The following is a 23,944-nucleotide window of genomic DNA, read 5'->3' as shown; positions in this document are numbered from 1 at the left end:
TCAAAACCTGTGGGAGTGAGCTTGCTCCCACAGTGAACTGCGTTCGCTAAGCCTTTCGTTCAATGACTGTGATCTCTAACCCATGAAAACCGTGGCAATGGTGCTGTTCCCCGACTTCCTCCTGCTCGACATGGCAGGCCCCATGGAGGTGTTCTCCATCGCCAATCGTTATCTCAAACCCGACGATCACTACATGCTGACGACCATCGGCACCGAGCCGGGCGCATTGCGTGCATCCAACGGTGTAAGCGTGCACGCCGACCTGTTTATCGATCAGGCCTGCGACGGCTATGACTTGCTGCTGGTGCCCGGTGGCCCCGGTGCCTACAACGAAAAACATCCGCCGTTGCTCGACTGGCTCAGGCACAACGTTGGCCGGTCGGCCGGTTACGGCTCGATCTGCACCGGGGCGTTTGTGCTCGGGCATGCGGGGCTGCTCGACGGGTATCGCGTGACCACGCATTGGCATTACACCGAACGCCTGATCAAGGCATTCCCCTCGGCCACCGTCGAAACCGATCAGATCTTCATTCAGGACCGCAACCTGATCACCTCCGGCGGCGTCACCGCCGGCATCGATCTGGCGCTGTCGGTGGTCGCTCGGGACCATGGTAAAAAAGTTGCCCAGGATGTGGCCAAGGTGTTGCTGGTGGTGATGAAACGCCAGGGGGGCCAGGCGCAGTTCAGCCCGCTGATGGCGGCGGTGGCGCCCAACGAAACGGCGATCACCCGCGTGCAGAATCACGTACTCGAACACCTCGACGAAGCCTTCAACATCGAACGCATGGCCAGTCTGGCGACCATGAGTGCGCGTCACTTCGCCAGGGTGTTTGCCCGGGAAGTGAACATGACGCCCATGGAGTTTCTGCAAAGTGCACGCATCGATTGCGCGAGGAATCTGCTGGAAACCACGGAGTTGCCGCTCAAGACCGTGGCTTTCAAAAGTGGCTTCGGCAGCGTGCGGCACATGCGTTTTCTGTTCGGTGAAAAACTTGGCTTGACCCCGACCCAGTACCGCGAGCAATTTAGCTAGCCTCCTTGGCCGTTGTGCGCACCGTTATGGCCGTGACGCTCCTCCCGTGGCGGTTGTACCGTCGCCGGGGTCTGCCAAGATACCGTTAAACTCTTTGCATGGACGGTACGGAGCCTGGATGGACCCACGTGTCGTGCAGGTTCCTGTGGGAGAAGCATGAACAGCCATAGAGATTTTCACGGTGAAACGGTACTGCGCTTCGGCCCCTACGCGTTCCACCTCAATCAGCGACTGGTCCTGCGCGGTGACCAGCCTCTGCGTTTGGGCGGTCGGGCCCTGGATATCCTGCAAGTACTGGTCGAGCACGCGGGCTCGGTGGTCAGCAAGGCAGCCTTGATCGCTCAAGTCTGGCCGCGCTCGATCGTCGAGGACATCAACCTGCGCGTACACATTGCCGCACTGCGCCGGGCCTTTAGCGACGGGCAGAACGGTGACTGCTACATCGTCACCGTGCCCCAGCGCGGCTACAGTTTTGTTGCCCCGGTGCAGCTCGCATCGCAGCCAATACCGCTGCCGATCGAGACCCCCTGTCAACCCCGGCACAATTTACCTGCGCGATTGACGCCGGTCACCGGGCGTGATGCGGTGGTTGGCAATCTGGTGCGCCTGCTGCCGTCGCGGCGCTTCATGACCTTGGTCGGGCCCTGTGGTATCGGCAAGACCACCGTGGCGTTGCGAGCCGCCGAACTGCTGTTGCAGCACTATCGCGATGGTGTGTGGCTGGTGGATCTGGCGATGATCGACGATCCGGCGCAGGTGGTGGATCATCTGGCGCGCACCCTTGGCCTGGACACGGGCGCGCCCCTCGAAGCCCTGGGTTCATGGCATGCGCTGTTGATCCTCGATAACTGTGAACACTTGCAGGACAGTTGCCGGACCCTGATCGAAGCACTGCTGTTTTCGGCGCCGTGCCTGTCGCTGCTGGCTACCAGTCGCGAACCGCTGTTGGCCCCAGGGGAAACGCTGCTGCCGTTGCCGCCGCTGGTGGTGCCACCGACATCGGCGCTCAGCAGTGTCGAGGAGTGCATGGGTTATTCGGCGGTGCAATTGTTTGTCAGCCGTGCCCGGGCACGCCAGCAGGGTTTTGCCCTGCGTGAACAGGATCTCAAGGCGGTGCGGGAAATCTGTCGGCGGCTCGATGGCTTGCCCCTGGCAATTGAGTTGGCGGCCGCGCAGATCGATGCGCTGGCGCTGGTGGGCGTGCGGGCGCAACTGGACAACTGTTTTCAACTGCTGACCCAGGGACGTCGCACCGCCGTGCCCCGGCACCAGACCCTCAAGGCTGCCCTCGACTGGAGTTACGAGCGGCTGAGTCCTCAGGAGCAAACCGCGTTGCAGCGTGTGTCGGTGTTCAAAACAGCGTTCACCCTGCAAGCGGCCAAGGGCGTGGTCAGTTGCGCCACGCTACAACCGGCGAGCCTGACCCTCGCGCTGGAAGGCCTGGTGCTCAAGTCGCTGTTGTCACAGGAAACAGCCAATGGCATCAGTCGCTATCGCTTCCTCAATACCACCCGCAGCTATGCCCTGGAAAAACTCGAAGCCAGCGGTGCATTGCGCACGTTCGAAATGCGCTATGCCGGTCACATTGATCACGCGCGGTCCTCAGATCGGCAGATGGCCCTGTAGCTCGTCGAGCAAGTGCTGCGCGGCCTTCAAGTCGGGCGTGGCATGACCTTCGGTGAAACGCTGGTAGATCGGCGTCAGTAACGTGTGGGCTTGCCGGTAGCGGCCCTGGCGCTGCCAAAGCCGTGCCAGCGAACTGGCGCTGCGCAGCTCCCAGGCCAAAGCGCCCTGGGATTTCGCCACGTTGATGGCCTTGATCAGCACGGTTTCGGCGGTGCAGTTTTTCACCGGGCAATCGGCTGCCAGCAGCGCATCGGCGCGAGCGCGCAGAATCTCCGCCGTGCTCCAGCCCGCGGCACCGCTGTCGGCGCGTTGCAGCAAATCGTTATCGACGAACGCGGTGTCCAGGGTGACCATGATTTCCTTGATCAGTCCGACCGCCGCACGGGGCAGGGGTGGCGCCTCTGCGCAGTCGATCACGTGCGCATAGTGTTGCGCCCAGGTGTAGAACAGTTGCACCGAATGCTTTTGCGCCTGTTCCAGCAGCAGCCGCAGCAACTCACGGGCGGTGCGGGTGTTGCCGTTGTAATGGGCGATCAGGCAGCCGGAGAGGGCCAGGGTGTAGCAGATCGAGGTGCCATGGTTGATCTGCAACGCAATATCCAGTGCTTGCCGCGCCGTGCGCCAGGCCTGTTCCGGTTGCCCCTGCAACCAGAGGGTGCGCGCGAGGATGGTCAGGGCGGCAACGCTCTGGTCGTATTGCACGCCAAAGCCATGGGTGAAACGGTTGAGATGGCCGCTGTGGGCCATGCGCTGGAGCACTTCCTCGGCATACACCCGGGCCCGGTGCTGATCCCCGGCGAAGTGCAGGGCCAGCACCCGCAAACGATGCATGCTCAGCGACAGCAGCGGATCACCGTCCAGCCCCAGCCGATCAAATTGCTGACTCTGTTCCAGGGCCATTTGATAGTTGCCACAACTGAGATTGACTGCCAGATGACCGGAGATGGCGCGCAACTCTCCGACCACGTCCTGACACTGTCTGGCCAGGGTTCGGGCGGTGACGAAGGCGCCAATGGTTTCAGCGCTGCCACCCTGGGCGTGATAACAGGCGCTGCCCAGCGCCAGTTTCAGGGACATTTTCAGTGGCAGGCAGGGCTCTGCTGATGCATCCAGCAAGGCCAGGGCCTTGCGCACGTAACCGCCGTGTTCCTTGAGCAGCGACAGTTCCTGCCAGAGAGGCGTGGACGCCGCGGCCAGGCGAATCGCCAGCGCCTCGGGTCCCCGGGCATTGAGGCCCCAATCGAGTGCCGCGCGGATGTCTTCAAGGCCCCGGGCATAGCGCTCGATCCACAGCGCTGTCGGAATGTGCTCCCAATCGGTCTGCGCTTGTTGCATCAGCGCCAGGCAGCGCTTTGCATGGCGCTCCCGAGTGTCGGGCAACTCGCGGGCCTGTTCGAGTTTTTCCAGCGCATAGCTGCGCGTGGTGTCGAGCAGGCGGTAGAACACCTCTTCGTCCCCGACGTCCACGCTCAGCAGGGATTTGGCCACCAGTTGCGTGATCGAGCCGAACACCTCGCGCGGCGCGATCTGCTCGCCGACGATCACCGCCGCTGCCGACGCCAGGGTAAAGCCGCCACGGAACACGCCCAATCGGCGCAAGCAGGTTTGTTCGCAGGTGTTGAGCAGTTCAAAGCTCCAGTCCAGCGTGGCGTGCAGCGTCTGGTGCCGGGCGAGCGCCGACTGGCCGCTGTGGGTGAGCAGACGAAAACTGTCTTGCAGTTGTGTGAGCAAACCGTCGAGGCCAAGGCTGGCGACTTGTGCCGCCGCCAGTTCCAGGGCCAGAGGAATGCCGTCGAGGCGCCGGCAGATGTCGATCGCCAGTGGCAACTCGGCATCGCTCAGTTCGAAGCTGTCATGGCTGGCCATGGCGCGTTCGACGAACAGCTGTAATGCAGAAAAGCTCAGTGCCTGGGCGCGGTCCCGCTCGGCAACGGGAGGAGGGCAGTCCAGGGACTCCAGGCGCTGGACGAATTCGCCCTCGGCCCGCAGGCTCTCGCGGCTGGTGGTCAGGATGTGTAAATGCGGCGCCCCGCGCAGCAGGCTTTCACAGAGCTGCGCGACGCTGTCGATCAGGTGTTCGCAGTTGTCGATCACCAGCAGCATCTGCCGATCGCGCAGGTAGGTGGCGAGGTCGCTCATCGGTTCGCTGTCGTGCAGGGACAGGTCAAGCAGCGCGGCCAAATGGCCGGGGATCAGCAACGGGTCGTTGACAGGGGCGAGGTCGAGCAGACGAATGCCGTCGCGGTAGCGGCCGATCAATTGTTCGGCGACGCGCAGCGCTACGGTGGTTTTGCCGATGCCGCCGGGGCCGATCAGGGTGATGAAGCGCTGTCGCGGCAGTTGCGCCACCAGGTTATCGACCAGCGCCTGGCGACCGATCAGGCGGGTGCGACGCAAGGGCAGGTTGTGACCGTTCGTTGCCTTGGGAGGGCGGGCCGGAGGGTGCTCGACCTGCTCCAGCGAGTAAGGCGCGACAAAACTGTAACCGCGCTGGGCGACGGTAATGATGTAGCGCTGCCCGGCCTGACCGTCGCCGAGGGCTTTGCGCAGGGCCGCCATGTGCACGCGCAGGTTGATTTCTTCGACCACGCTGTTAGGCCAGACTTCGGCGATCAGTTGCTGCTTGCTGACCACGTTCCCAGCGTGCTCCAGCAGGATCAGCAAAATGTCCATGGCCCTTCGGCCCAGGCGCAGTGGCTGGTCAGCCTCCATCACCAGGCGTTGTCCGGGGTAGATTCTGTAGGGGCCGAAAAGCACGGCCCGCTCATGGGAAAGGGTCAACAACACACTCCTGCCTGCATCCTTCCAGTTCGCGGTTTTCGAGCATGTTCCTCAGGTTTTTCGATCCACGCAAGGTGCTTTCGGGATGACTGTGCGGTGCCTGTCCCGACTGCTGCGTTCGCGCGCAGTCGGGCATTGCGCCAGCAAGATCGTGGAAAGGTTCTACGCTGAATCTCTGCCCCAGTACGCCGACGGCGTTACCCACGGGGGTGATACACCCCGACGCGGGCGTCGATCAGCGTCGGTTTTCGCTCCTGATGAGCCGCAGTCCATTGAGAATCCATTCATGAAAAAGCTGACCAACGCCACCGGCGCCCCGGTAGCCGATAACCTCAATATCCAGACCGCCGGGCCACGCGGCCCGGCGCTCCTGCAAGACATCTGGTTGCTGGAAAAACTCGCTCACTTCGACCGTGAAGTCATCCCGGAACGCCGTATGCACGCCAAGGGTGCGGGTGCCTATGGCACCTTTACCGTGACCAATGACATCACTCGTTACACAAAAGCGAACATCTTCAGCTCAGTGGGCAAGCAGACCCCGCTGTTCGTGCGTTTTTCCTCGGTGGCCGGTGAACGCGGCGCCGCGGATGCCGAGCGTGACATCCGTGGTTTCGCCGTGAAGTTCTACACCGACGAAGGCAATTGGGACATCGTCGGCAACAACACCCCGGTGTTTTTCTTCCGCGATCCGCTGCGTTTTTCCGACCTCAATCATGTGGTCAAGCGTGACCCGCGCACCGGCCTGCGCAATGCCACCAGCAACTGGGATTTCTGGACGCTGCTGCCCGAGGCGTTGCACCAGGTGACGATCGTCATGAGCGATCGCGGCATTCCCACCAGTTTCCGCCACATGCATGGCTTCGGCAGCCACACCTTCAGCCTGATCGACCGCGACAACCAGCGGGTGTGGGTGAAGTTTCACTTCGTCTGCCAGCAAGGCATCGAAAACCTGTCCGATGCCGAGGCCGCCGTGGTGGTCGGCCAGGACCGGGAAAGCAATCTGCGGGATTTGTACGAGAGCATCGAGCAGGGCCATTTCCCGCGCTGGAAGCTATGCATTCAGGTCATGGAAGAGGAGCAGGCCATCCACTATCGGCACAACCCGTTCGACCTGACCAAGGTCTGGCCACACGGCGAGTTTCCGTTGATCGAGGTCGGCACCATGGAGCTCAACCGCAACGCCGAGAACCATTTTGCCGAAATTGAACAGGCGGCGTTCTCACCGGCCAACGTGGTGCCGGGCGTCAGCTTCTCGCCGGACCGCATGCTGCAGGCGCGGCTGTTTTCCTATGGTGATGCCCAGCGCTATCGCCTGGGGGTGAACTTCAATCACATCCCGGTCAATGCACCGCGCTGCCCGCACCACAGTTACCACCGCGACGGCGCCATGCGCACCGACGGCAACCTGGGGGGCACGGCCAGTTATTTCCCGAACAGCGTCGGTGAGTGGGAGGATTCCAAGGAGTTGTCAGAGCCGCCGCTGCCGCTGGAAGGCTTTGCCCAGCACTATGATCATCGGCTCGAGGAGGATCACTACGAGCAGCCGGGCAATCTGTTCCGCCTGATGGACCCGGCGCGTCAGCAGCTGTTGTTCGAAAACACCGCACGGGCCATGAACGGTGTTCCGCAGTTGATTCGCCAGCGGCATATCGATAACTGCACGAAGGCTGATCCGGCTTATGGGCGTGGGGTGGCTGACGCGCTGGAGAGGTTGGTGCCGTTGGGCTGAAGCAAGGCGCGAGCCTGCTCGCGATAGGGCTGGCACTTCCAGCATGGATGTCGCCGGCCCGGCCGCCTTCGCGAGCAGGCTCGCTCCCACAGGTACAGTTTCGTCCTAACTGAACAGCATTACGCTCCCACACGCGGTTTTTATGTCCCGCATGACCTTGCAACGCCAGGCAAACGGATTGATGCCCTCGCTGCGGGTGAACATGTGGCAGAAGTGCGCCTGATCACAGAACCCGCACTCCAGGCTGATTTGCGTCAGGCTCAGGTCGGTGTGCTGGATCAGCAGCTTGGCGCGGGCGAGGCGTTGCCGGCGAATCCACTCTTGAGGCGAGCAGCCGGTGCTGGTTTTGAAGGCACGGGAGAAATGGCTGCGTGACAAGGCACAGGCCTGGGCCAGTTCGGTGACCTCAAGGGGTTCACCGAGGCGTTCGAGAATCAGTTGTTTCACCAACCGTTCGCGCTGGGGGCTGAGGCCGCCGGCGTTTTTCTTTGGCGCCTCAGTGACAGTCGCGCGGGCGGCGGTTTGCTGGAAGTGAGCCATGGTGAATGTCCGTGTCAGTAGGCTTCATTCTTTGATCCAGGGGCTCTGGCTTGCGAGTTAAACGTTGTTAATTCCTTCTGAGCAATGGGAAATCTTGTGCAAAGTCAGAGACAATCGGCACACTCGCACCTGACTGAACTCACTCACAAGGAACCCGTGTCCATGAACCGAAACGATCTGCGCCGCGTCGACATGAACCTGTTGGTGATTTTCGAAGCGCTGATGTTCGAGAAGAACCTGACTCGCGTTGCAGAGAAGCTGTTCATGGGCCAACCCGCGGTGAGTGCGGCGCTCGGTCGGCTGCGCGATCTGTTCGACGATCCGTTGCTGTTGCGCAATGGACGCGGCATGGAGCCGACGGGGCGGGCGCTGGCGATTCTCAAGGAATTGCAGCCAGCGATGGATGTGATTTCCGGAGCGGTCAGCCGGGCCAAGGAGTTCGACCCGACGACCAGTTGCGATGTGTTCCGCATCGGGCTCTCGGACGATGCCGAGTTCGGCCTGTTTCCACCGTTGTTGCGCCAGTTGCAGGAAGAGGCGCCGGGTATCGTCGTGGTGGTGCGGCGCGCCAACTATCTGTTGATGCCGGCGTTGCTGGCGTCCGGGGAAATTTCCGTCGGGGTCAGTTACACCACCGAACTGCCGGCCAATGCCAAGCGCAAGAAATTGCGTGATATTCCTTGCAAGGTGCTGCGCGGAGACGACCGGCCCGGCCCGTTAACGCTGGACGAGTACTGCGCGCGGCCCCATGCGATGGTGTCGTTTTCCGGTGACCTGAGCGGCAATATCGATCTGGACCTGGCCAAGGTCGGACGCTGCCGCAAAGTGGTGCTCGGTGTGCCGCAGTTCAGTGGGTTGCGGGCATTGCTCGCGGGCACCGAAATGATTGCCACGGTGCCGGATTACGCAGCCTGTGCGCTGGTCGAAGGCTGCGGCTTGCGCGCCGAGGACCCACCGTTCGAGATCGAAGCGGCACAGTTGTCGATGGCCTGGAGCGGGGTGCACGACAACGACCCGGCGGAACGCTGGCTGCGTTCGCGCATCAGCCAGTTCATGTCGGTGTCACTGGACATCCCGGAACACGCCTGAATATCCCCGCCCGATAAAAAAACCGCGACCCTCCCCCGAGGGCCGCGGTTTTTTACGCTGCGCGATTATTGTTGCAACACGGTTGCCTGGTTGGCCGAACCAAACTGCTGCACGTTGGCGGTTTGAGTCATGCCACTCTGGTCGACACTGGCGATGTTGCCGGTGCCGCCCTGGGTGACGTACGCCACGTTCATGGTGTCAGCCTGTTTGATGGTGATCATGTTGTCGTCGCCGTACAGCTGAGCGGTGTAGGCCTGGTTGCCGAGACCGTCCTGGTTGAACTCGGTGCTGTTGCCGCTGCCGGAGGTGCTGCCCTGGGCCAGGTTGGCGACGCCGCGCTGATCGGAGATCAGGATGTTGTCGCTGCCGTTCTGGTCGAAGTACAGCTCGTTGTACGAGTTGGCCTGGCTGACCGTGGTTTTGTTACCGGTCCCGGTCTGGTTGGTGGTCATGATGTGGCCGATGCCGTCCTGGGTGAAGTTGGCGATGTTGCCGGTGCCGGCCTGGTTGACGGTAGCGCGCTGGTTGCTGCCGAACTGGCCGCCCGATTGCGGGCCTTTCCAGTTGCTGGCGTAGACCTTGTTGTCGTTACCCACCGACGTGGCATTGAGCACATGGCTGTCGCCGGTCTGGTAGGTGAAGTGCACGTTGCCGGTGCCCTGTTGATACAGCGCGACGGTGGAGCCGAGCGACTCGAACTGGTCGGCGTAGATGGCGTTGAGGTCGCCGACTTGCAGCACGGTGGCGACGTTGTCCTGGCCGAAGCTCTGATCGACGATGGTTTCGTTGGCACCGCCGTATTGGTTGATGGTGGCCTGGGCGTTGACCTGGGTGTCCTGCCAGACTTCGGTGCCGTTGCCGTCGCCGTTCTGATTGATGGTCAGGTTGCCACCTTCACCATAGCGCTGATCACCATAGGCGTAGTTGGTGCTGCCGGCCTGGTTGATGTTGATCTGGCCGTTCATGTGGCCGATCTGTTCGGCGGTCGCGTAGTTGGTGGTGCCGTACTGGATGATCACCGCATTGTTGGCCATGCCCGGTTGTATCTGCTCGATGTTGGCTTCGTTGCCGTCGCCGAACTGGTAGGTTTGCCCGGACGTGTTTTCCTGGCTGTCCTGATAGACGAACGAGAAGTTACCGGTCCCTTCCTGTTGCTGAAGGGCTTCGCCATTGCCAACACCAATCGACTGGCTGGCGTGGGCGACGTTGAAGCTGCCGGTCTGGGTCTGGGTGATGGAGCTGTTGTCCTCGAACAGTTGCTCGGCATAACCAGCGTTGTAGTCACCGGTCTGGGTCTGGGTAATGACACTGGTGGCCGTGTCTTGCACGGCAGCCGCGTCGTTGCCCTGGCCGAGTTGCTGTTGGGTGGCGGTACTGAGCGGAGCACTGCTCTGTTTCACATCGGCGATGTTGGCGGTACCGAACTGGTTTTGCGTGGACACGCTGTCATCGGCCATTGCCTGGGCACTGACAATGACCAGGATGGCGGCAGTGAGGGGCGTCAGTTTGAACATGATGAAACCTCCAAGTGGTGCAGTGCTTAGCGATATTGAATGACCGATACGCTCATGCCATTGCCTGCCTGGGTCACAGCGCTTTGCTGCCCCGTGCCGGCCTGGACGATGTTGGCGTCGTTGTTGTTGCCGTTCTGGGAAATCTGCGCACGATTGTGGCTGCCGGTCTGGGTAATCGACGCGGCGTTGCCGGAACCTTGCTGGTTGATCAAGGCCATCAGGTCGCTGCCATGTTGCAGGATGAAAGCTTCCTGATTACTGCCTGACTGCACGATCTGGCCGAGTAGCGACTGACCGTTCTGTTGCAACAGCGCGACGTTGGCCTGACCGTTCTGGTCGATCAAGGCTTGCTGGCCCACAGGGGGTGGCAGCTCGCCGAGATCGGCACCGGGTGCCAGGTCGTCGTTCTCCATCAAGTCGTCGCCGCGCACGCCGGCACTGCTGCAAAGCAGAAGCAGGCAGAGCAGGGTGGCGGTCGGCGTATTCATGGACGTGGTCCTTTGGTTGAGGGCTTGCCCCACCAGCCGGGTCGGCCGGTGGGGCGAGCGTTTACTGCACGTTGACGTTGACTGTACGCACGGTGCCTTGGGACGAAGTGATGGTGGCTGTCGGGTTCGCCGACGGAATCACCGTTGTGCTGTTGCTCACGGTCAGCCTCCAGCGTCCGGTCAGCGGCACCGTGGTACTACCGAGCGTTACCAGCCCGTTCGGCGTGGTCACCTGGACGGTGATTGTGTTGCCGGTGGTCACCGATGAGGTCCCCGTGAAGTCCCAGTTGAAGCGGTTGTTGGAGCGGGCTGTCACCGTGGCCGCCGTGACCGCGAAGCTTTCCGCAGCAGGTCTTGGCGAGACTTGCACCGTGACCGTTGCCGGTGACGTCGCCAGGGCGCCGAAGCTATCCCGGGCGATGTAGGTGAAGGTCGTGGTGAACGCCGTGGTGACCGTGGCCGGTGGGTTATAGGTCAGGGTGGTGCCGTTGCTGGTCACCGAGCCGCGATTCGCAGGGGGTTGAGTGAAACTGGCGATTGCGAGCGGCACGTTGCCTTCCGGATCGGTGTCGTTGGCCAGCACGTTGATTGGAATCGACACACCCAGGGTCGCAATGCTGTCGGCGACGGCCACCGGAGGCTGGTTAGGCGCCACGGTGATGGTCACGGTCGCTGCAGTGTTCGAGGCCAGGCCTTTGACGTCTTGCGCCTTGTAGGTGAAGGTCGTGGTCAGCGGTGCATTGACCACGGCTGGCGGGGTGTAGACGACGGCCGTGGTACCGCTCAATGCCACGGAGCCCTGGCCATCGGCGGGTTGGGTCAGCGCCGTGATGCTCAACGGTGTGTCGCCGTCCGGGTCGCTGTCGTTGGTCAGCAGACTGAGGGTTATCGGCAACCCGAAGCTTGTGCTGCCACTGTCGGCGACTGCGACCGGCGCCTGGTTTTCACCGGTGTCCGGCGCGGTGCCGACCACCACGACTGGTTCCGTATCACTACCGCCCGAGGCCGATTTGATCGTCACGGTGGCTGGCGGTTGAGGCAGGTCAGCGACGGTCAGGCGTTGCAGGGTGCCGGATTTGGTCAGCCGTCCGAAGCCCTGGGCAACCATGTCCGGCACGACCACTTCGTCGGACGAGGAGGCTTCGATCAGCAGGCTTTGGTTGCTCCAGCTGTAGCGAGCGGTTTGCACTTTCACCACGTCAGAGACTTTGCTCGAGACGGCTGTCGGCCGGGTGGTACTCGTCGGGTCGGACGCGGTGAGCACCACCACCGACGGTACGCTGCTGCCGGTCAGACGCTGGCCGAAGAACTGGCCGGTGTTGTCGCCGAGCATGCTGGTCAGGCATGGCGTCTGCGGTGGTCCGGGAACCAGGGCCACGGTTTCGCGGAAACACAGGCTCGAGGTGTTCGCCGATTTGCCGAACACTTCTACTCGGGTACTGCTGGTGCCCGGACCTGTAGCGACGCGACGGTAAGTTGCGCGGTTGATTTGCGCAGGCGTTTGCGCGCGGCTGTCGAGGACTTTGCCGGACACGGTGAAGAGCGTGGTCTGGATGGTCCCGGGCGGGCCCTGGATACGCAGGAAGTTGGTGTTGTTGGGGCTGCCGGTGACCGCTTCGGTGAGGTTCGGATCGCCAATGAATGTTTCGATGGCACCGGTGTCGGGGTTCACTTCGGTGTAAGGGCCGTTGACACTGCGCAGGAAGGGGCCGACTTCACCATTGAGCGCGCCGGCGAAATTGCCCGGCGCGCCGATGCCGATGTCGCGGGTGATGTTGATCGCCCGACGACCCGGAGTCGTGACGTTGACTGTTTCCACGCCATACGGGTGAGTGATGGTGTAGGTGCCTGCAACCGGTACGTTCACCCGCAGACGAATCCGCGCGAAGCTTGCCTGGTCACCGTCGACCGGGTTTTCCGCCGCGAAGGCCGCTTCGATCCCGGCCACATACGCATCAACGCCATAGCCGCCGACATCGGCGATAGTGGTTTCGGCGAGGTACCAGAAGGTTTCCGGTGGCCAGTTATCCGGGAATACCATCGGCAGGGTGTCGTCATACACCCCGGGTTCCGGATTCAGGATGCACATATAGGCTGGTGCGCCAGGAGCGCCGGGTGAGCGCGAGCTCGTCGCCCGCGACTGGCACAATTCCAGCGACAGTGAATTGTTGTCCTGATACCACATGGGAAATTTCCCCGTGGCATAGGTGTAGGGGCCAGGGTCGACGGCAGCGAGTTGCGCGAATGCACTGCCGGACAACGATAGAGTCAGTCCCAGGGCGTTGAGCGCCAGGCGTGGCAATTTGTTCATGATGCCTCCTGATGAGGATCTGGGCATATGTGCGTTCATTGCACGACGACCACTTCTTCGGTATCGCTGCCGCCATTGGATGACGTCACTCGAACCTTGGCCGGTGGAATCGGCGAGATGCCGGTCGACAGCGATTTCACCGCGCCATCGCCGCTGAGGGCGCCGATGGCGACCCCGGTATCGGTGGTGACGGTGAGGACCGGCGGCGAGGTTTCATCGCTGGTCGAGGCCACGACAGTGATCTGCCCGCTGCTCAGGCTGTACTGGGCCTGCGAGATCACCACAAGGTCGGTCAACGGCATGGAGATGGAGGTTGGCGTGCTGGTGGGGATGGCCAGGTGGTTGTCGGCGGTGACCGCAAGGGTGCTCGGCAGCGTCGGGTTGGTGGCGGATTGCGCGTACCAGTGGCCTGTGGTGTCAGCCTCGGTGAGGTTCAACACCGGGCTGTTGCTGTCCAGCGTCACGGTGGCCGGCGGCGGCGGGGCCATCACGAAGACGTCCTGTTGCGCCACTGGTGCACTGGCGCCGGCTTTGCGCGAGTAGGTGCTGCGCTCGGCAATGATCGGCGTAGGTCTGACTACGGTCGACAGCTTGCCGGAAATGGTCATTACCGTCGTGCGCAAATCCAGTCCGTTGGGGCCTTCGATGCGAATGAAATTGGTGTTGAACGGGCTGCCGGTGAAAGCTTCGGCGAGGTTCGGATCGCCAATGAATTGTTCGGCGGCACCGGTGACCGGATTGGTCTCGGTGTAGGGGCCGTTGACGCTGCGCAGGAATGGACCGATGTCGCTTCTGAGCGCGCCGTCGTAGGCTTGCGGCGAGCCGATACCGATGTCCCGGGTCATGTTGATGGCGCGGGTTCCAGCGGCGGGAACGTCAAATATGTCTACGCCGTAAGGGTGAGTGATGGTGTAGACGCCGGCAGTGGGCACATCGACCCGAATGCGGATTCGGCCAAAACTGACCTGGTCGCCTTCTTTCACTTCTTCCGCGGCGAAGGCGGCTTCAACAGCGCTAACGTAGGTCAGGTCGATGCCACGGGCGGCGTCGACGATGGCGCCGTCGCCAGTGAACCAGAACGTTTCATCGGGAAAGTTGCTTGGGAAAACGATGGGTTGTGTGTCGTCGAAAACGCCGGGAGCCGGATTCAGGACGCACATGTAGCTCGGCGCGCCGGGTGCGCCTGGAACCCTGGAACTGACAGCTTTTGATAAGCACAGGTCGAGGGTTCGGCCGTGGGTGTCCTGATACCAGGCAGCGAACCCGCCGGTGGCTGGCAGATAGGGACCGGGATCTACAGCAAACAACGCTGCCTGGGCAGCGCCTTGGGCCAGAGCGGCCACAGCCAGTGCGAGCGCGGTTTTGGACAGTAAAGGGTGCATGTGTATTCCCTCTATCAGAGTACCTGCCCCTTGGATGTGGGTCAGTTGAGAGGTCTTCGGCAACTCCCATGCCAACCGGTAAAAATGCCCGTGAGAGGCCCGGAACAAAGGTATGTGCTCAACAAGTGATGGCACTTCCCCGATTTCGGGAACGGGCCTCTTTCCCCAGCATTGGGGGAGATTGGGCAACGGGAAAGGTGGGGGAACCGGGGAGGGGGAAAGCCCCAGCCGCCGGGCAAACTGCCAGCATTGGGCTATAAACCCTATAGGGCTTTTCCGGGAACAACATCCAATGACCACGCTTGCCAAACCCCTGGCCACCGACAAGGCCGACTTACACTTGAGCACGCGCAAACAGCCGTTCAACCTGCTGCGCTGGTTTTCGCTGATCAGCATGGCGGTGATCGGTACGGTGGCGGTGGCGTTGGGCTCGGTGTCCTCCAAATTCGTGATTACCGAAAGCGTGCAGCGCGATGCGTTATTGACCTCGCAGTTCCTTACGGCGATTGCCACGGCCGAGGTGCGCCATGTGTCGATCCCCAACGTGCGGACCATGGGCGAATTGCTCGACCCGCGCAAAGACCGCGACTTCCCCGATGTCGACCCGATGGCCCGGGCCAACGCCCGGGGGGAATTTCTCGATCACATCGAACATTTGCCCGATGTCATCCTGGCCAATGTTTACGCCCCCGACCGAATGATTATCTGGTCGACCAACCCGGCCCTGATGGGCACCACCATTCATGTCGATGAAGACCTGGATAAGGCCTTCGCCTTGAAGGCGCCGGTATCGGCCAGTTACCACGACGTCGACCATGCCCGCCTGGAACAGAAGTTCATCACGCCGCCGGAATACATCTTCATCGAAAACTACATTCCGCTGTTCGATGTCGAGGGCAACAACGTTACGGCGATGGTCGAGATCTACAAGGAGCCCAAGGACCTGATCAATCGCATGGAGCGCGGGCTGGTGTTGATCTGGTTGGCGACGGCGTTGGGCGGCGGGCTGATTTACCTGGGGCTGTACTGGATCGTGCGGCGTGCGGCGATTTTGCTGGCGACGCAACAGAAGCAACTGATTACCAACGAAACGTTCGTGGCGTTGGGCGAGATGTCTTCGGCGGTGGCCCACAGCCTGCGCAATCCGTTGGCGACCATTCGCTCAAGCGCCGAGCTGGCGCTGGAGTTCGACAGTGGTGCGGCGCACAAAAACATCAACGACATCATCGGTCAGGTCGACCGCATGTCGAAGTGGGTCCGGGAATTGCTGCAATCCCTGCGGCCGCTCAACGACGAAGCCGAACCGGTCGATCTGGTCGCTGTGCTGCACGACAGCCTCAAGGCGTTCGAGCAGCAGATCGCCAGGAACCGGGTCACGGTGGTGTTCACCCCCAAGGAAACGCCGATGGTCTTGAGTCAGTACGTGCAGCTGACGCAGATTCTCAACAGCTTGCTGGCCAATGCGCTGGAGGCCATGGAAGCTGGCGGTACGTTGACAATCACGCTCGATCCCAGCGATTCCCGCGGCGTGTGTGTGACGGTCAGCGACACCGGCAAAGGCATGACCGAAGAACAACGGCGCATGGCCTTCCGACCGTTCTTCACCACCAAGCAGGGCGGGCTCGGTGTCGGGCTGGTGCTGGTCAAGCGGATCATGGAGCGCTTTGGCGGCTCGGTGGCGCTCGATAGCCGTGAAGGCGAGGGCACGCGCGTGCGATTGGTGTTCAAGATAATCCCTTGAAGATGGGGAACGACTTTCCCCATTAGCGGGTGACATTCCCCAGTCGTTTTTCCAGTCGTGGCGCATTGATATTGATAAACCATTGTTTTGTCAGCTGTTAGTGTTTTTGTATAAAACAGTTACAAAGATGGCGAGCTCCTTGCAAACCTCCCATCACCCCTTCCCGTATCCGAGGCGGTTGGTGATGGTCAAAAACCTGGTTTCGACTCGCTCACGTGCCTTGGGCATGCACCTGGTGCTGGTATTGTCGGTGTGTTTACTGGCCAGCCAGTTGCTGGTCGCCAAGCCGGTGCCACCGACACCCGTACCGGCGAAAGACACCGCCGTCGCCGATACCGCCACCCCGTGGGGTGCGGACTATTTCCCCAACACCTTGCTGACCGACCAGGACGGTCGCCAGGTGCGTTTTTTTGATGACTTGATCAAGGGCAAAGTGGTGGTGATCAATTTCATCTTCACTTCGTGCAGCGACTCCTGTCCGCTGGAAACTGCACGGCTGCGCCAGGTTCAGACGTTGCTCGGCGATCGGGTCGGCAAGGACGTTTTTTTCTACTCCATCAGCATTGACCCCTTGAGCGATACGCCTGCGGTGCTCAAGGCTTATGCGCAACGTTTTCAGGTCGGGTCGGGCTGGCGGTTTCTCACCGGCGAATTCGCCGATGTCACCGAGCTGCGGCAGAAACTCGGGCTGTTCATCGAGGGCGTGGACAACGGCCGCAGCAAGGACCACAACCTGAGCCTGATTGTCGGTAACCAGTCCACGGGACGCTGGATGAAAGCGTCGCCGTTCGAGAATCCGTGGATTCTCGCCGATCAGTTGGCCAATACGTTGCAGAACTGGAAGCAACCGAGCGTTGAACACAGTTATGCCAACGCTCCCGCGATCCGTGCGCCGAGCAATGGCGAGGAATTGTTCCGCACCCGTTGTGCGTCCTGCCATAGCCTGGGGCCGCAGGACGGCCAGGGCATCGGCCTGCGCAGCATCGGCCCGGACCTGATCGGCGTGACCCGGCAGCGCGATCCTGCCTGGTTGAGTCGCTGGATCCGCGAACCGGACCGCATGCTCGCGCAGAAGGACCCGATTGCCTTGGAGTTGTTCGAACGCTTCGACAAGATCCCGATGCCCAACCTGCGCATGGATGAACATGCCGCGCAGTCGATCATCGAGTTTTTACAAGCGCAAACCGATCGCCAACATCCGCCGACCAGCGCGTTGGCTGCTGGCAATGATGAGCCCGAACACCAGCACGCTAGCGCCGGCCCCGCCAAGGCTACGCTGCAATAGTGGCTAAATAACTTCATTGCTCAGGCATTGCGATCAATGCCACCTACACTGATTCGAAACACAGCTGAAAAGGCTTGCAGAACCGCCACCAGGACAGTCCCATGCAGACACTGGAAGAACAAAAAACAGCGGCGCCGACAACACCGGCAGCCGCAGAAGGCAAGGATTGGCGTCCGCCCTTCAATCTTGTCCGCTGGTTTTCCCTGGCGAGCTTTTTCATCATTGCCGCGGTGGCATTGGGGCTGGGTTATATCTCTACGCGTTTTGTGGTTGAAGAGAGTATCGAGCGCGATTCGATGCTGACCGCACAATTTATTCAGGCCATCGGCGATGCGGAAGTCCGCCATGCCTCGATTACGCCGAACCGGACCATGGCCGAGATGCTCGACCCTCGGGATGAAAATGCCTATCCCGATGTCAACCCCGGCGCCCGCGCCGCCTCGCGCATCGAATTTCTCGATCATGTGGAGCATCTGCCGGACATTCTGCTGGCCACGGTGTACGCCCTGGACCGCACGGTGGTGTGGTCGACCAACCCGGAACTGATCGGTGTGCGCATCGAGGATGACGAGGAGCTGGACGAGTCCTTCGAGATGAAAACCGCGGTGACCACCAGCTACCACGAAATCGATGAGGAACGGCCCGAACAGCGTCTGTTGCGAGAGCCCCAGTATCTGTTCATCGAAAATTACATTCCGATGTTCAACGCCGATCGAAGCAAAGTCATCGCCATGGTCGAGATCTACAAGGAACCGGTGGATCTGGTTGAACGGATCCAGCGCGGGTTCAAGGCGATCTGGCTGACGACCTTGCTCGGCGGGGCGGCCATCTATCTGGGCCTGTTCTGGATCGTGCGCAGGGCGGCGATGCTGTTGCAGAGCCAGCAAAAACAATTGGTGGCCAATGAAACCTTCGTCGCCCTCGGAGAAATGTCTTCGGCGGTCGCGCACAGCCTGCGCAACCCGCTGGCGAACATTCGTTCGAGTGCCGAACTGGCCCAGGAAATTGCCAGTCAGACGGCGCAGAAAAACATCGGCGACATCATCAACCAGGTCGACCGCATGTCGCGCTGGGTCCGTGAACTGCTGGTGTCGTTGCGACCGGTCAACGACGACGTCGAGAACGTGGATCTGGTCCTGGCCATCGACGACACCCTGAGTGCGTTCGAGCCGCAGATCAAACGCTCGAACGTCGAGGTGCGCTTTATCCCCAAGACAGTGCCTCCGGTCATCAGCCAACAAGTGCTGCTCACGCAAATTCTCAATAGCCTTTTTGCCAACGCTCTGGAGGCCATGCCCAAGGGCGGCGTGTTGAGTATCGACATTGAACAGCCGACGGCCGATGAGGTGTGCATGATTCTCAATGACACCGGCAAGGGCATGAGCAAACAGCAACAGCAAATGGTCTTCAAGCCATTTTTCACCACCAAACAAGGGGGGCTGGGCGTGGGTCTGGCCCTGGTTAAAAGAATAATGGAGCGTTTCGAAGGCTCGGTTGAGCTGACCAGCCAGGAGCAGGAAGGAACCCGCGTTTGTCTCAATTTCAAAGTGGCAACGGGAGGGGAATATGGAACACAGCATACTGCTGGTCGAGGATGATGAGCTCCTCGCCGAGAATATTCAGACCTACCTGGAGCGCAAAGACTTCGAGGTAACAGTCTGCCACTCGGCTGAGGATGCACTGGAACAACTGAAGACGTTCGCACCGGATGTCGTGCTCACCGACAATTCGTTGCCAGGCATGAGCGGTCACGGGCTGATCCAGAAGCTGCGCATCAGCGCGCCGGATCTGAAAGTGATCATGATGACCGGCTACGGCAATGTCGAAGACGCCGTGGTGGCGATGAAAGAGGGCGCTTTTCACTACGTCACCAAACCCGTGGCCCTGCCCGAACTGAAGTTGCTGCTGGACAAGGCCCTGGCCACCGACCGGATGGAGCGCACGCTGTCGTTCTATCAGGAGCGCGAGGCACAGAAATCCGGGGTGCAGGCGCTGATCGGCGATTCCGCGCCCATGGTTTACCTCAAGGGCACCATCGCCCAGTTGCTCGACGCCGAGCGACGCATGGCCAACAGCGATTTGCCCCCGGTACTGGTGGAAGGCGAGACCGGCACCGGCAAAGAGCTGGTCGCACGGGCACTGCATTTCGACGGTCCACGCTGCAAAGGTCCGTTCATTGAATTCAACTGCGCCTCGATTCCGTCCAATCTGGTGGAATCAGAGCTGTTTGGTCACGAGAAGGGCGCCTTTACCGACGCCAAGGATCGTCGACTGGGGTTGGTGGAAGCGGCGGATGGCGGGACACTGTTCCTCGATGAAATCGGCGAGATGGATTTGATTCTGCAGGCCAAGCTGCTGAAGCTGCTGGAAGACCGGACCATCCGCCGGGTCGGTTCGGTGAAGGAGCGCAAAGTCGATCTGCGAGTGATCAGCGCCACCAACTGCAACCTGGAACAAATGGTCCAGCAGGGCAAATTCCGCCGCGACCTGTTTTTCCGCCTGCGCATCATTTCGATCAAGGTGCCGCGCCTGTACGCCCGTGGTGAAGACATCCTGTTGCTGGCCCGGCATTTCCTTGCGGCCCATGGCAAACGCTATGGCAAACCAAACCTGCATTTCAGCGATCAGGCCGAAGAGCTGCTGCTCAATTACACCTGGCCGGGCAACGTGCGTGAGTTGCGCAACATGCTCGAGCAAACGGTGTTGCTGGCGCAGACCGACACCATCGCCGCGCACCAGCTCAACGTCTGCATGAGCCTGGTGGATGAACCGCCCCTGTTTGCGCATGAAATGCCACCGAGCGAGCCACGCCCGACTTTCAACGGCAGCGAGTCGATGAACCTGCCGGAAGTCGAACGTGACATGGTGCGCAAGATGCTCGACAAGACCGACTGGAACGTCACCAAGTCCGCCCGACTGCTGGGTCTGAGCCGCGACATGTTGCGTTACCGCATCGAAAAACTCGGCCTTGCGCGTCCGGACAAACGGCAGTGGTAAGCAAGAGCGGCCGGGTTACAAGGACGGCCCCGGAGCACTCAGGCAGGCCAGCATGCAGGTCGGGTCGATGACCTCCTGGTTGACGTAGACGCCACGCACCTGATCGTAGGTGCGGATGAACACGCGCACGGTGGCATCCGCTACCGTCGGCAACTGAGAGTCGGAAAACACGTGCTCGCTGGACATCGGAATGAACGTTTGGGGCGAGGTCGGGATGTACGCCCCCGGTGGCACCGTACTCAGCGAGGGTGGCGCGGGGTGGGCGAAAGGCTGGTCAGCCCCGTAATAGCGGAATTGAGTGCTCGATTGGTCGGTTTGCATCAGGCTGTCATCCGCCTGCGCAATGCTGGCGGCAGTCAGGCAAAGGGCAAGCAACAGCGTGTGTCCGGATTTGTTCATGGCAGCACCTGCGAAGTCGGTTTATCCGCATTCCCCCGAGGCCATTAACTATAGCGCTCCCGTGGGCGAGCGTCGGCGAGCCTGAATTACAGGATCGCAACAAAGCCGCGATGGGGCTTTAAACCGCCATGATCTAGACTCGGGCCGTCAATCAATGACCCGATTCTGGCGCGTGCAATGGAAATGCCGACAAAAGAGCAAGCCATCACCAACGTGGTTGCGCACCTGGCTTAAAACGGCCAAAAGTGGTCATTCACCACATGCGTGACGAGGCAATGCAATCGAAATCAAAGCTGCAAGCAGCACAAATGCACTCGATATCCATAAACACGCACCCAGCCCATACAACTGATAAACCCAGCCAGAGAGCACTGTGCCGATAAGTCGCCCCATCGCGTTCGACATGTAATAAAAACCCACATCCAGCGACACGCCATCTTCCTTTGCGTAGGACACGATCAGATAGCTGTGCAGCGACGAATTCACCGCGAACAACGCGCCAAAGACCATTAATCCACCCAACAGCACCGCCTGTTGCGACAGCCCGGTGTTCAGCCCGAGAGCGATTGCCGCAGGCAGCCCCGCCAGTGCAATGGCCCACAGAAATGCCGCCCTACCATCCGGTGCGTGGCCGCGTTTCTTGCCAGTGATGTTGGGCGCAAACGACTGCACGATGCCGTAGCCAATCACCCAGGCCGCAAGGAAGCCGCCAACCTCCCAGAAGTCCCAGCCGAACACGCTACTCAGGTACACCGGCAAGGCCACCACAAACCAGACATCGCGGGCACCGAACAGGAACATCCGCGCCGCTGAGAGGATATTGATCGCCCGGCTCTTGGACAGGATGTCGCGAAATTTTGGCTTGGCTTTGGCCTTGCCCAGATCCTTTTTCAACAGAATCAAGCTGCTGATCCAGATCAACGCCAGGACACTCGCCATGGCCAGCAAGGCGCCTTTGAAGCCGATAAATGCCAGCAAGGCTCCGCCCAGAAAGAAGCCGACGCCCTTGAGTGCGTTTTTCGAGCCAGTGAGGATTGCTACCCACTTGTACAACTGCCCCTGCTGCCCATCCGGAACCAGCAGCTTGATGGAGCTTTTGGCACTCATCTTGTTCAGGTCTTTGGCGATCCCGGACAGTGCTTGAGCGCCCATCACCCACGGGATGGTCAGCCAGGCTAGCGGAACCGTCAGCATCAGCAGCGCCACAACCTGCATCCCCAGCCCGATGTTCATGGTTCGATTCAGGCCCAGCCGGGCGCCGAGGTAGCCACCCACCAGGTTGGTGATCACGCCAAAGATTTCGTAGAACAGAAACAACGCCGCGATTTGCAGTGGGCTGTAGCCCAACGCGTGAAAGTGCAACACCACCAACATGCGCAAGGCACCGTCGGTGAGGGTGAAGGCCCAATAGTTGCCCGTGACGAGCAAGTACTGCCGCACTTCCGGAGCGAGGGCTGACAACGCTTTCATGACCGCTCCTTAGTCCGCCAGACTGACCAGTTTGGCCAGTTCGACGGCGCGATTGGCATAGCCCCATTCGTTGTCGTACCAGGCATAGATCTTCACTTGAGTGCCATTGATCACCATCGTCGACAGTGCATCGATGATCGATGAGCGCGGGTCGGTGCGGTAGTCGATGGACACCAACGGACGCTCCTCAAAACCGAGGATGTCTTTCAGCTCGTTCTCGGAGGCGTCCTTGAGGAATTGATTCACCTCCTCAACAGTGGTGGCACGCTCGACTTCAAAGACGCAGTCAGTCAGTGAAGCGTTGGCCAGCGGCACGCGTACGGCGTGGCCGTTCAGGCGCCCACGCAGCTCCGGGAAGATTTCGGCAATGGCCGTGGCCGAGCCGGTACTGGTTGGAATCAAACTCATCCCGGATGCACGTGCACGGCGCAGATCCTTGTGCGGCTGATCGAGAATGCTCTGGGTGTTGGTCAGGTCGTGAATGGTGGTGATCGAGCCGTGGCGAATGCCCAGCTTCTCGTGGATCACTTTCACCACTGGCGCCAGACAGTTCGTGGTGCACGAAGCAGCGGTGACGATGCGATGTTCCGCCGCATTGAACAGCTGATGATTGACGCCCATGACGACGTTCAACGCCCCTTTTTCCTTCACCGGCGCGCAAACCACCACACGCTTAACGCCCTGATCCAGGTAGGCTTGCAACACCGCCACGGTTTTCATCTTGCCGCTGGCCTCGATCACCAGATCGCAGCCTGACCAGTCGGTATCGGCAATCGCCTTGTTGGCCGTGACTTTGATCCGCTTACTGTCGATGACGACGCTGTCGCCTTCAGCGCTGGCTTCGTTGTTCCAACGGCCATGCACCGAGTCGAAGTTGATCAGGTGCGCATGGGTCGCCGCATCACCTGCCGGATCGTTGATCTGCACGAATTCGAATTCTGGCCAGCCCCAGGCTGCTCGCAAAGCGAGACGACCGATTCGACCCAAACCATTGATGCCAACTTTGATAGTCATGTTGTTGTGCTCTGTATCTGCTGTCAGTGGGAGTTCGACTGAGTGTCGAACTGGCCGATGTATTCAATGTGGGCTGGATGCTGGATGGCCCGCGGACGCAACGACTGAACATCGCGGATGGCATCGCTGAATGGCACACCGCTTTCGATCAACAGTTGAGCCGCGATCAAACCGGTACGGCCCGAGCCGCCCTTGCAATGGATGGCAATGGTTTTCCCTTCGGTCAGCAACTGCTGGAGTCGCGGATGATGCTGTTCCCATGCGGCTTTGAATGCTTCGCCAGGCGCTTGATCGTCTTCTACTGGTAGGTGAAACCACTCGATGCCTAGCATTTGGCATTCTTCGGGCAGCAGGTCGATCTCGTTCTGACGCAACTCTTCGGTCGGCATCAGCGTCAGCAGCGCCGATGCACCCGCGTCCTTGAGGGTTTGCAGCGCCTCGAAAGGTTTGGTGCCCTTCGTGCCTGGACACGGGGTGAAGATCAATTGGCCATTGAACTGTGCCAGGGGCAGTACGGAGTATGGGTGTTGTTGCACGTTGAAAAA

The 23,944-nt window shown here is 60.7% G+C and carries 18 protein-coding genes; 8 read left to right on the top strand and 10 right to left on the bottom strand.

Translation table 11 applies throughout. From position 1 onward, the window contains the following. Positions 1 to 82 precede the first annotated feature (82 nt). Positions 83 to 1,033, top strand: a complete 951-nt coding sequence (locus tag BVK86_RS07165; protein WP_075945770.1) for a GlxA family transcriptional regulator — start codon at positions 83 to 85, stop codon at positions 1,031 to 1,033. 156 nt (positions 1,034 to 1,189) lie between these two features. Continuing rightward, positions 1,190 to 2,659: an ATP-binding protein gene (locus BVK86_RS07160; protein ID WP_075945769.1), complete on the top strand. Its 1,470-nt coding sequence runs from the start codon at positions 1,190 to 1,192 to the stop codon at positions 2,657 to 2,659. Here the strand turns inward: BVK86_RS07160 and BVK86_RS07155 are convergent. Then, the gene (locus tag BVK86_RS07155; RefSeq protein ID WP_075945768.1) at positions 2,636 to 5,440 is read right to left on the bottom strand and encodes an ATP-binding protein; all 2,805 of its coding nucleotides are present in this window, start codon (positions 5,438 to 5,440) and stop codon (positions 2,636 to 2,638) included. The genes BVK86_RS07160 and BVK86_RS07155 overlap by 24 nt on opposite strands. A 286-nt stretch (positions 5,441 to 5,726) precedes the next feature. On the opposite strand from BVK86_RS07155, the gene BVK86_RS07150 reads away from it, so the two are divergent. Further along, positions 5,727 to 7,169: a catalase gene (locus BVK86_RS07150; protein WP_075945767.1), complete on the top strand. Its 1,443-nt coding sequence runs from the start codon at positions 5,727 to 5,729 to the stop codon at positions 7,167 to 7,169. A 105-nt stretch (positions 7,170 to 7,274) separates the two neighbouring features. Here the strand turns inward: BVK86_RS07150 and BVK86_RS07145 are convergent, their stop codons facing one another. Beyond that, a complete protein-coding gene (locus tag BVK86_RS07145) occupies positions 7,275 to 7,709 on the bottom strand; it encodes a helix-turn-helix domain-containing protein (protein WP_075945766.1) in 435 nt (144 codons plus the stop codon). A gap of 162 nt (positions 7,710 to 7,871) precedes the next feature. Between BVK86_RS07145 and BVK86_RS07140 the strand changes: the two genes are divergently transcribed. Continuing rightward, positions 7,872 to 8,798: a LysR family transcriptional regulator gene (locus tag BVK86_RS07140; RefSeq protein WP_075945765.1), complete on the top strand. Its 927-nt coding sequence runs from the start codon at positions 7,872 to 7,874 to the stop codon at positions 8,796 to 8,798. Between the two features lie 65 nt (positions 8,799 to 8,863). Here the strand turns inward: BVK86_RS07140 and BVK86_RS07135 are convergent, their stop codons facing one another. The 4 genes from BVK86_RS07135 to BVK86_RS07120 all read right to left on the bottom strand — a co-directional run bounded on the left by BVK86_RS07135 (position 8,864) and on the right by BVK86_RS07120 (position 14,493). Continuing rightward, positions 8,864 to 10,312, bottom strand: coding sequence for a curlin (locus BVK86_RS07135; protein ID WP_075945764.1), 1,449 nt, complete (start codon positions 10,310 to 10,312; stop codon positions 8,864 to 8,866). Positions 10,313 to 10,338: 26 nt separating this feature from the next. Beyond that, positions 10,339 to 10,800: a curlin gene (locus BVK86_RS07130; protein WP_075945763.1), complete on the bottom strand. Its 462-nt coding sequence runs from the start codon at positions 10,798 to 10,800 to the stop codon at positions 10,339 to 10,341. 61 nt (positions 10,801 to 10,861) lie between these two features. After that, positions 10,862 to 13,111 carry an Ig-like domain-containing protein gene (locus tag BVK86_RS07125; RefSeq protein WP_075945762.1) on the bottom strand — a complete coding sequence of 750 codons (2,250 nt, stop codon included), beginning with the start codon at positions 13,109 to 13,111 and terminating at the stop codon, positions 10,862 to 10,864. A 35-nt stretch (positions 13,112 to 13,146) separates the two neighbouring features. Further along, the gene (locus tag BVK86_RS07120; protein WP_075945761.1) at positions 13,147 to 14,493 is read right to left on the bottom strand and encodes a hypothetical protein; all 1,347 of its coding nucleotides are present in this window, start codon (positions 14,491 to 14,493) and stop codon (positions 13,147 to 13,149) included. A 292-nt stretch (positions 14,494 to 14,785) separates the two neighbouring features. On the opposite strand from BVK86_RS07120, the gene BVK86_RS07115 reads away from it, so the two are divergent. The 4 genes from BVK86_RS07115 (at position 14,786) to BVK86_RS07100 (ending at position 20,516) form a co-directional block, all read left to right on the top strand. After that, positions 14,786 to 16,234, top strand: coding sequence for an ATP-binding protein (locus tag BVK86_RS07115; RefSeq protein WP_075945760.1), 1,449 nt, complete (start codon positions 14,786 to 14,788; stop codon positions 16,232 to 16,234). 184 nt (positions 16,235 to 16,418) lie between these two features. Next, the gene (locus BVK86_RS07110; RefSeq protein ID WP_075945759.1) at positions 16,419 to 17,519 is read left to right on the top strand and encodes an SCO family protein; all 1,101 of its coding nucleotides are present in this window, start codon (positions 16,419 to 16,421) and stop codon (positions 17,517 to 17,519) included. Positions 17,520 to 17,620: 101 nt separating this feature from the next. After that, complete coding sequence (locus BVK86_RS07105; protein ID WP_075945758.1) at positions 17,621 to 19,117, top strand: ATP-binding protein; 1,497 nt, start codon at positions 17,621 to 17,623, stop codon at positions 19,115 to 19,117. Beyond that, a complete protein-coding gene (locus BVK86_RS07100) occupies positions 19,086 to 20,516 on the top strand; it encodes a sigma-54-dependent transcriptional regulator (protein ID WP_075945757.1) in 1,431 nt (476 codons plus the stop codon). The genes BVK86_RS07105 and BVK86_RS07100 overlap by 32 nt, the downstream gene beginning before the upstream one ends. Before the next feature lie 15 nt (positions 20,517 to 20,531). On the opposite strand, the gene BVK86_RS07095 is transcribed toward BVK86_RS07100, so the two are convergent. The 4 genes from BVK86_RS07095 to BVK86_RS07080 form a co-directional block, all read right to left on the bottom strand. Continuing rightward, positions 20,532 to 20,915, bottom strand: coding sequence for a hypothetical protein (locus tag BVK86_RS07095; RefSeq protein WP_075945756.1), 384 nt, complete (start codon positions 20,913 to 20,915; stop codon positions 20,532 to 20,534). A 249-nt stretch (positions 20,916 to 21,164) separates the two neighbouring features. Beyond that, positions 21,165 to 22,385, bottom strand: coding sequence for an organoarsenical effux MFS transporter ArsJ (arsJ, locus tag BVK86_RS07090; RefSeq protein WP_075945755.1), 1,221 nt, complete (start codon positions 22,383 to 22,385; stop codon positions 21,165 to 21,167). Positions 22,386 to 22,394: 9 nt separating this feature from the next. Next, positions 22,395 to 23,399 (bottom strand): ArsJ-associated glyceraldehyde-3-phosphate dehydrogenase, encoded by a 1,005-nt coding sequence (locus tag BVK86_RS07085; RefSeq protein ID WP_075945754.1) that lies wholly within the window; start codon positions 23,397 to 23,399, stop codon positions 22,395 to 22,397. Between the two features lie 23 nt (positions 23,400 to 23,422). Next, positions 23,423 to 23,935 carry a cyclin-dependent kinase inhibitor 3 family protein gene (locus BVK86_RS07080; protein WP_075945753.1) on the bottom strand — a complete coding sequence of 171 codons (513 nt, stop codon included), beginning with the start codon at positions 23,933 to 23,935 and terminating at the stop codon, positions 23,423 to 23,425. Between the last annotated feature and the right edge of the window lie 9 nt (positions 23,936 to 23,944).

Origin of the sequence: Pseudomonas reinekei, from assembly GCF_001945365.1 — a bacterium.
GTDB classification, from domain to species: domain Bacteria; phylum Pseudomonadota; class Gammaproteobacteria; order Pseudomonadales; family Pseudomonadaceae; genus Aquipseudomonas; species Aquipseudomonas reinekei.
This window is presented reverse-complemented; position numbering and strand designations above follow the sequence as displayed.

Coding starts and splice junctions, on each gene's coding strand:
- BVK86_RS07165 (WP_075945770.1), top strand. CDS start 83: ATGAAAACCGTGGCAATGGTGCTGTTCCCCGACTTCCTCCTGCTCGAC.
- BVK86_RS07095 (WP_075945756.1), bottom strand. CDS start 20,915: ATGAACAAATCCGGACACACGCTGTTGCTTGCCCTTTGCCTGACTGCC.
- BVK86_RS07160 (WP_075945769.1), top strand. CDS start 1,190: ATGAACAGCCATAGAGATTTTCACGGTGAAACGGTACTGCGCTTCGGC.
- BVK86_RS07140 (WP_075945765.1), top strand. CDS start 7,872: ATGAACCGAAACGATCTGCGCCGCGTCGACATGAACCTGTTGGTGATT.
- arsJ (WP_075945755.1), bottom strand. CDS start 22,385: ATGAAAGCGTTGTCAGCCCTCGCTCCGGAAGTGCGGCAGTACTTGCTC.
- BVK86_RS07130 (WP_075945763.1), bottom strand. CDS start 10,800: ATGAATACGCCGACCGCCACCCTGCTCTGCCTGCTTCTGCTTTGCAGC.
- BVK86_RS07085 (WP_075945754.1), bottom strand. CDS start 23,399: ATGACTATCAAAGTTGGCATCAATGGTTTGGGTCGAATCGGTCGTCTC.
- BVK86_RS07150 (WP_075945767.1), top strand. CDS start 5,727: ATGAAAAAGCTGACCAACGCCACCGGCGCCCCGGTAGCCGATAACCTC.
- BVK86_RS07110 (WP_075945759.1), top strand. CDS start 16,419: ATGGTCAAAAACCTGGTTTCGACTCGCTCACGTGCCTTGGGCATGCAC.
- BVK86_RS07100 (WP_075945757.1), top strand. CDS start 19,086: ATGGAACACAGCATACTGCTGGTCGAGGATGATGAGCTCCTCGCCGAG.
- BVK86_RS07145 (WP_075945766.1), bottom strand. CDS start 7,709: ATGGCTCACTTCCAGCAAACCGCCGCCCGCGCGACTGTCACTGAGGCG.
- BVK86_RS07120 (WP_075945761.1), bottom strand. CDS start 14,493: ATGCACCCTTTACTGTCCAAAACCGCGCTCGCACTGGCTGTGGCCGCT.
- BVK86_RS07115 (WP_075945760.1), top strand. CDS start 14,786: ATGACCACGCTTGCCAAACCCCTGGCCACCGACAAGGCCGACTTACAC.
- BVK86_RS07135 (WP_075945764.1), bottom strand. CDS start 10,312: ATGTTCAAACTGACGCCCCTCACTGCCGCCATCCTGGTCATTGTCAGT.
- BVK86_RS07105 (WP_075945758.1), top strand. CDS start 17,621: ATGCAGACACTGGAAGAACAAAAAACAGCGGCGCCGACAACACCGGCA.
- BVK86_RS07125 (WP_075945762.1), bottom strand. CDS start 13,111: ATGAACAAATTGCCACGCCTGGCGCTCAACGCCCTGGGACTGACTCTA.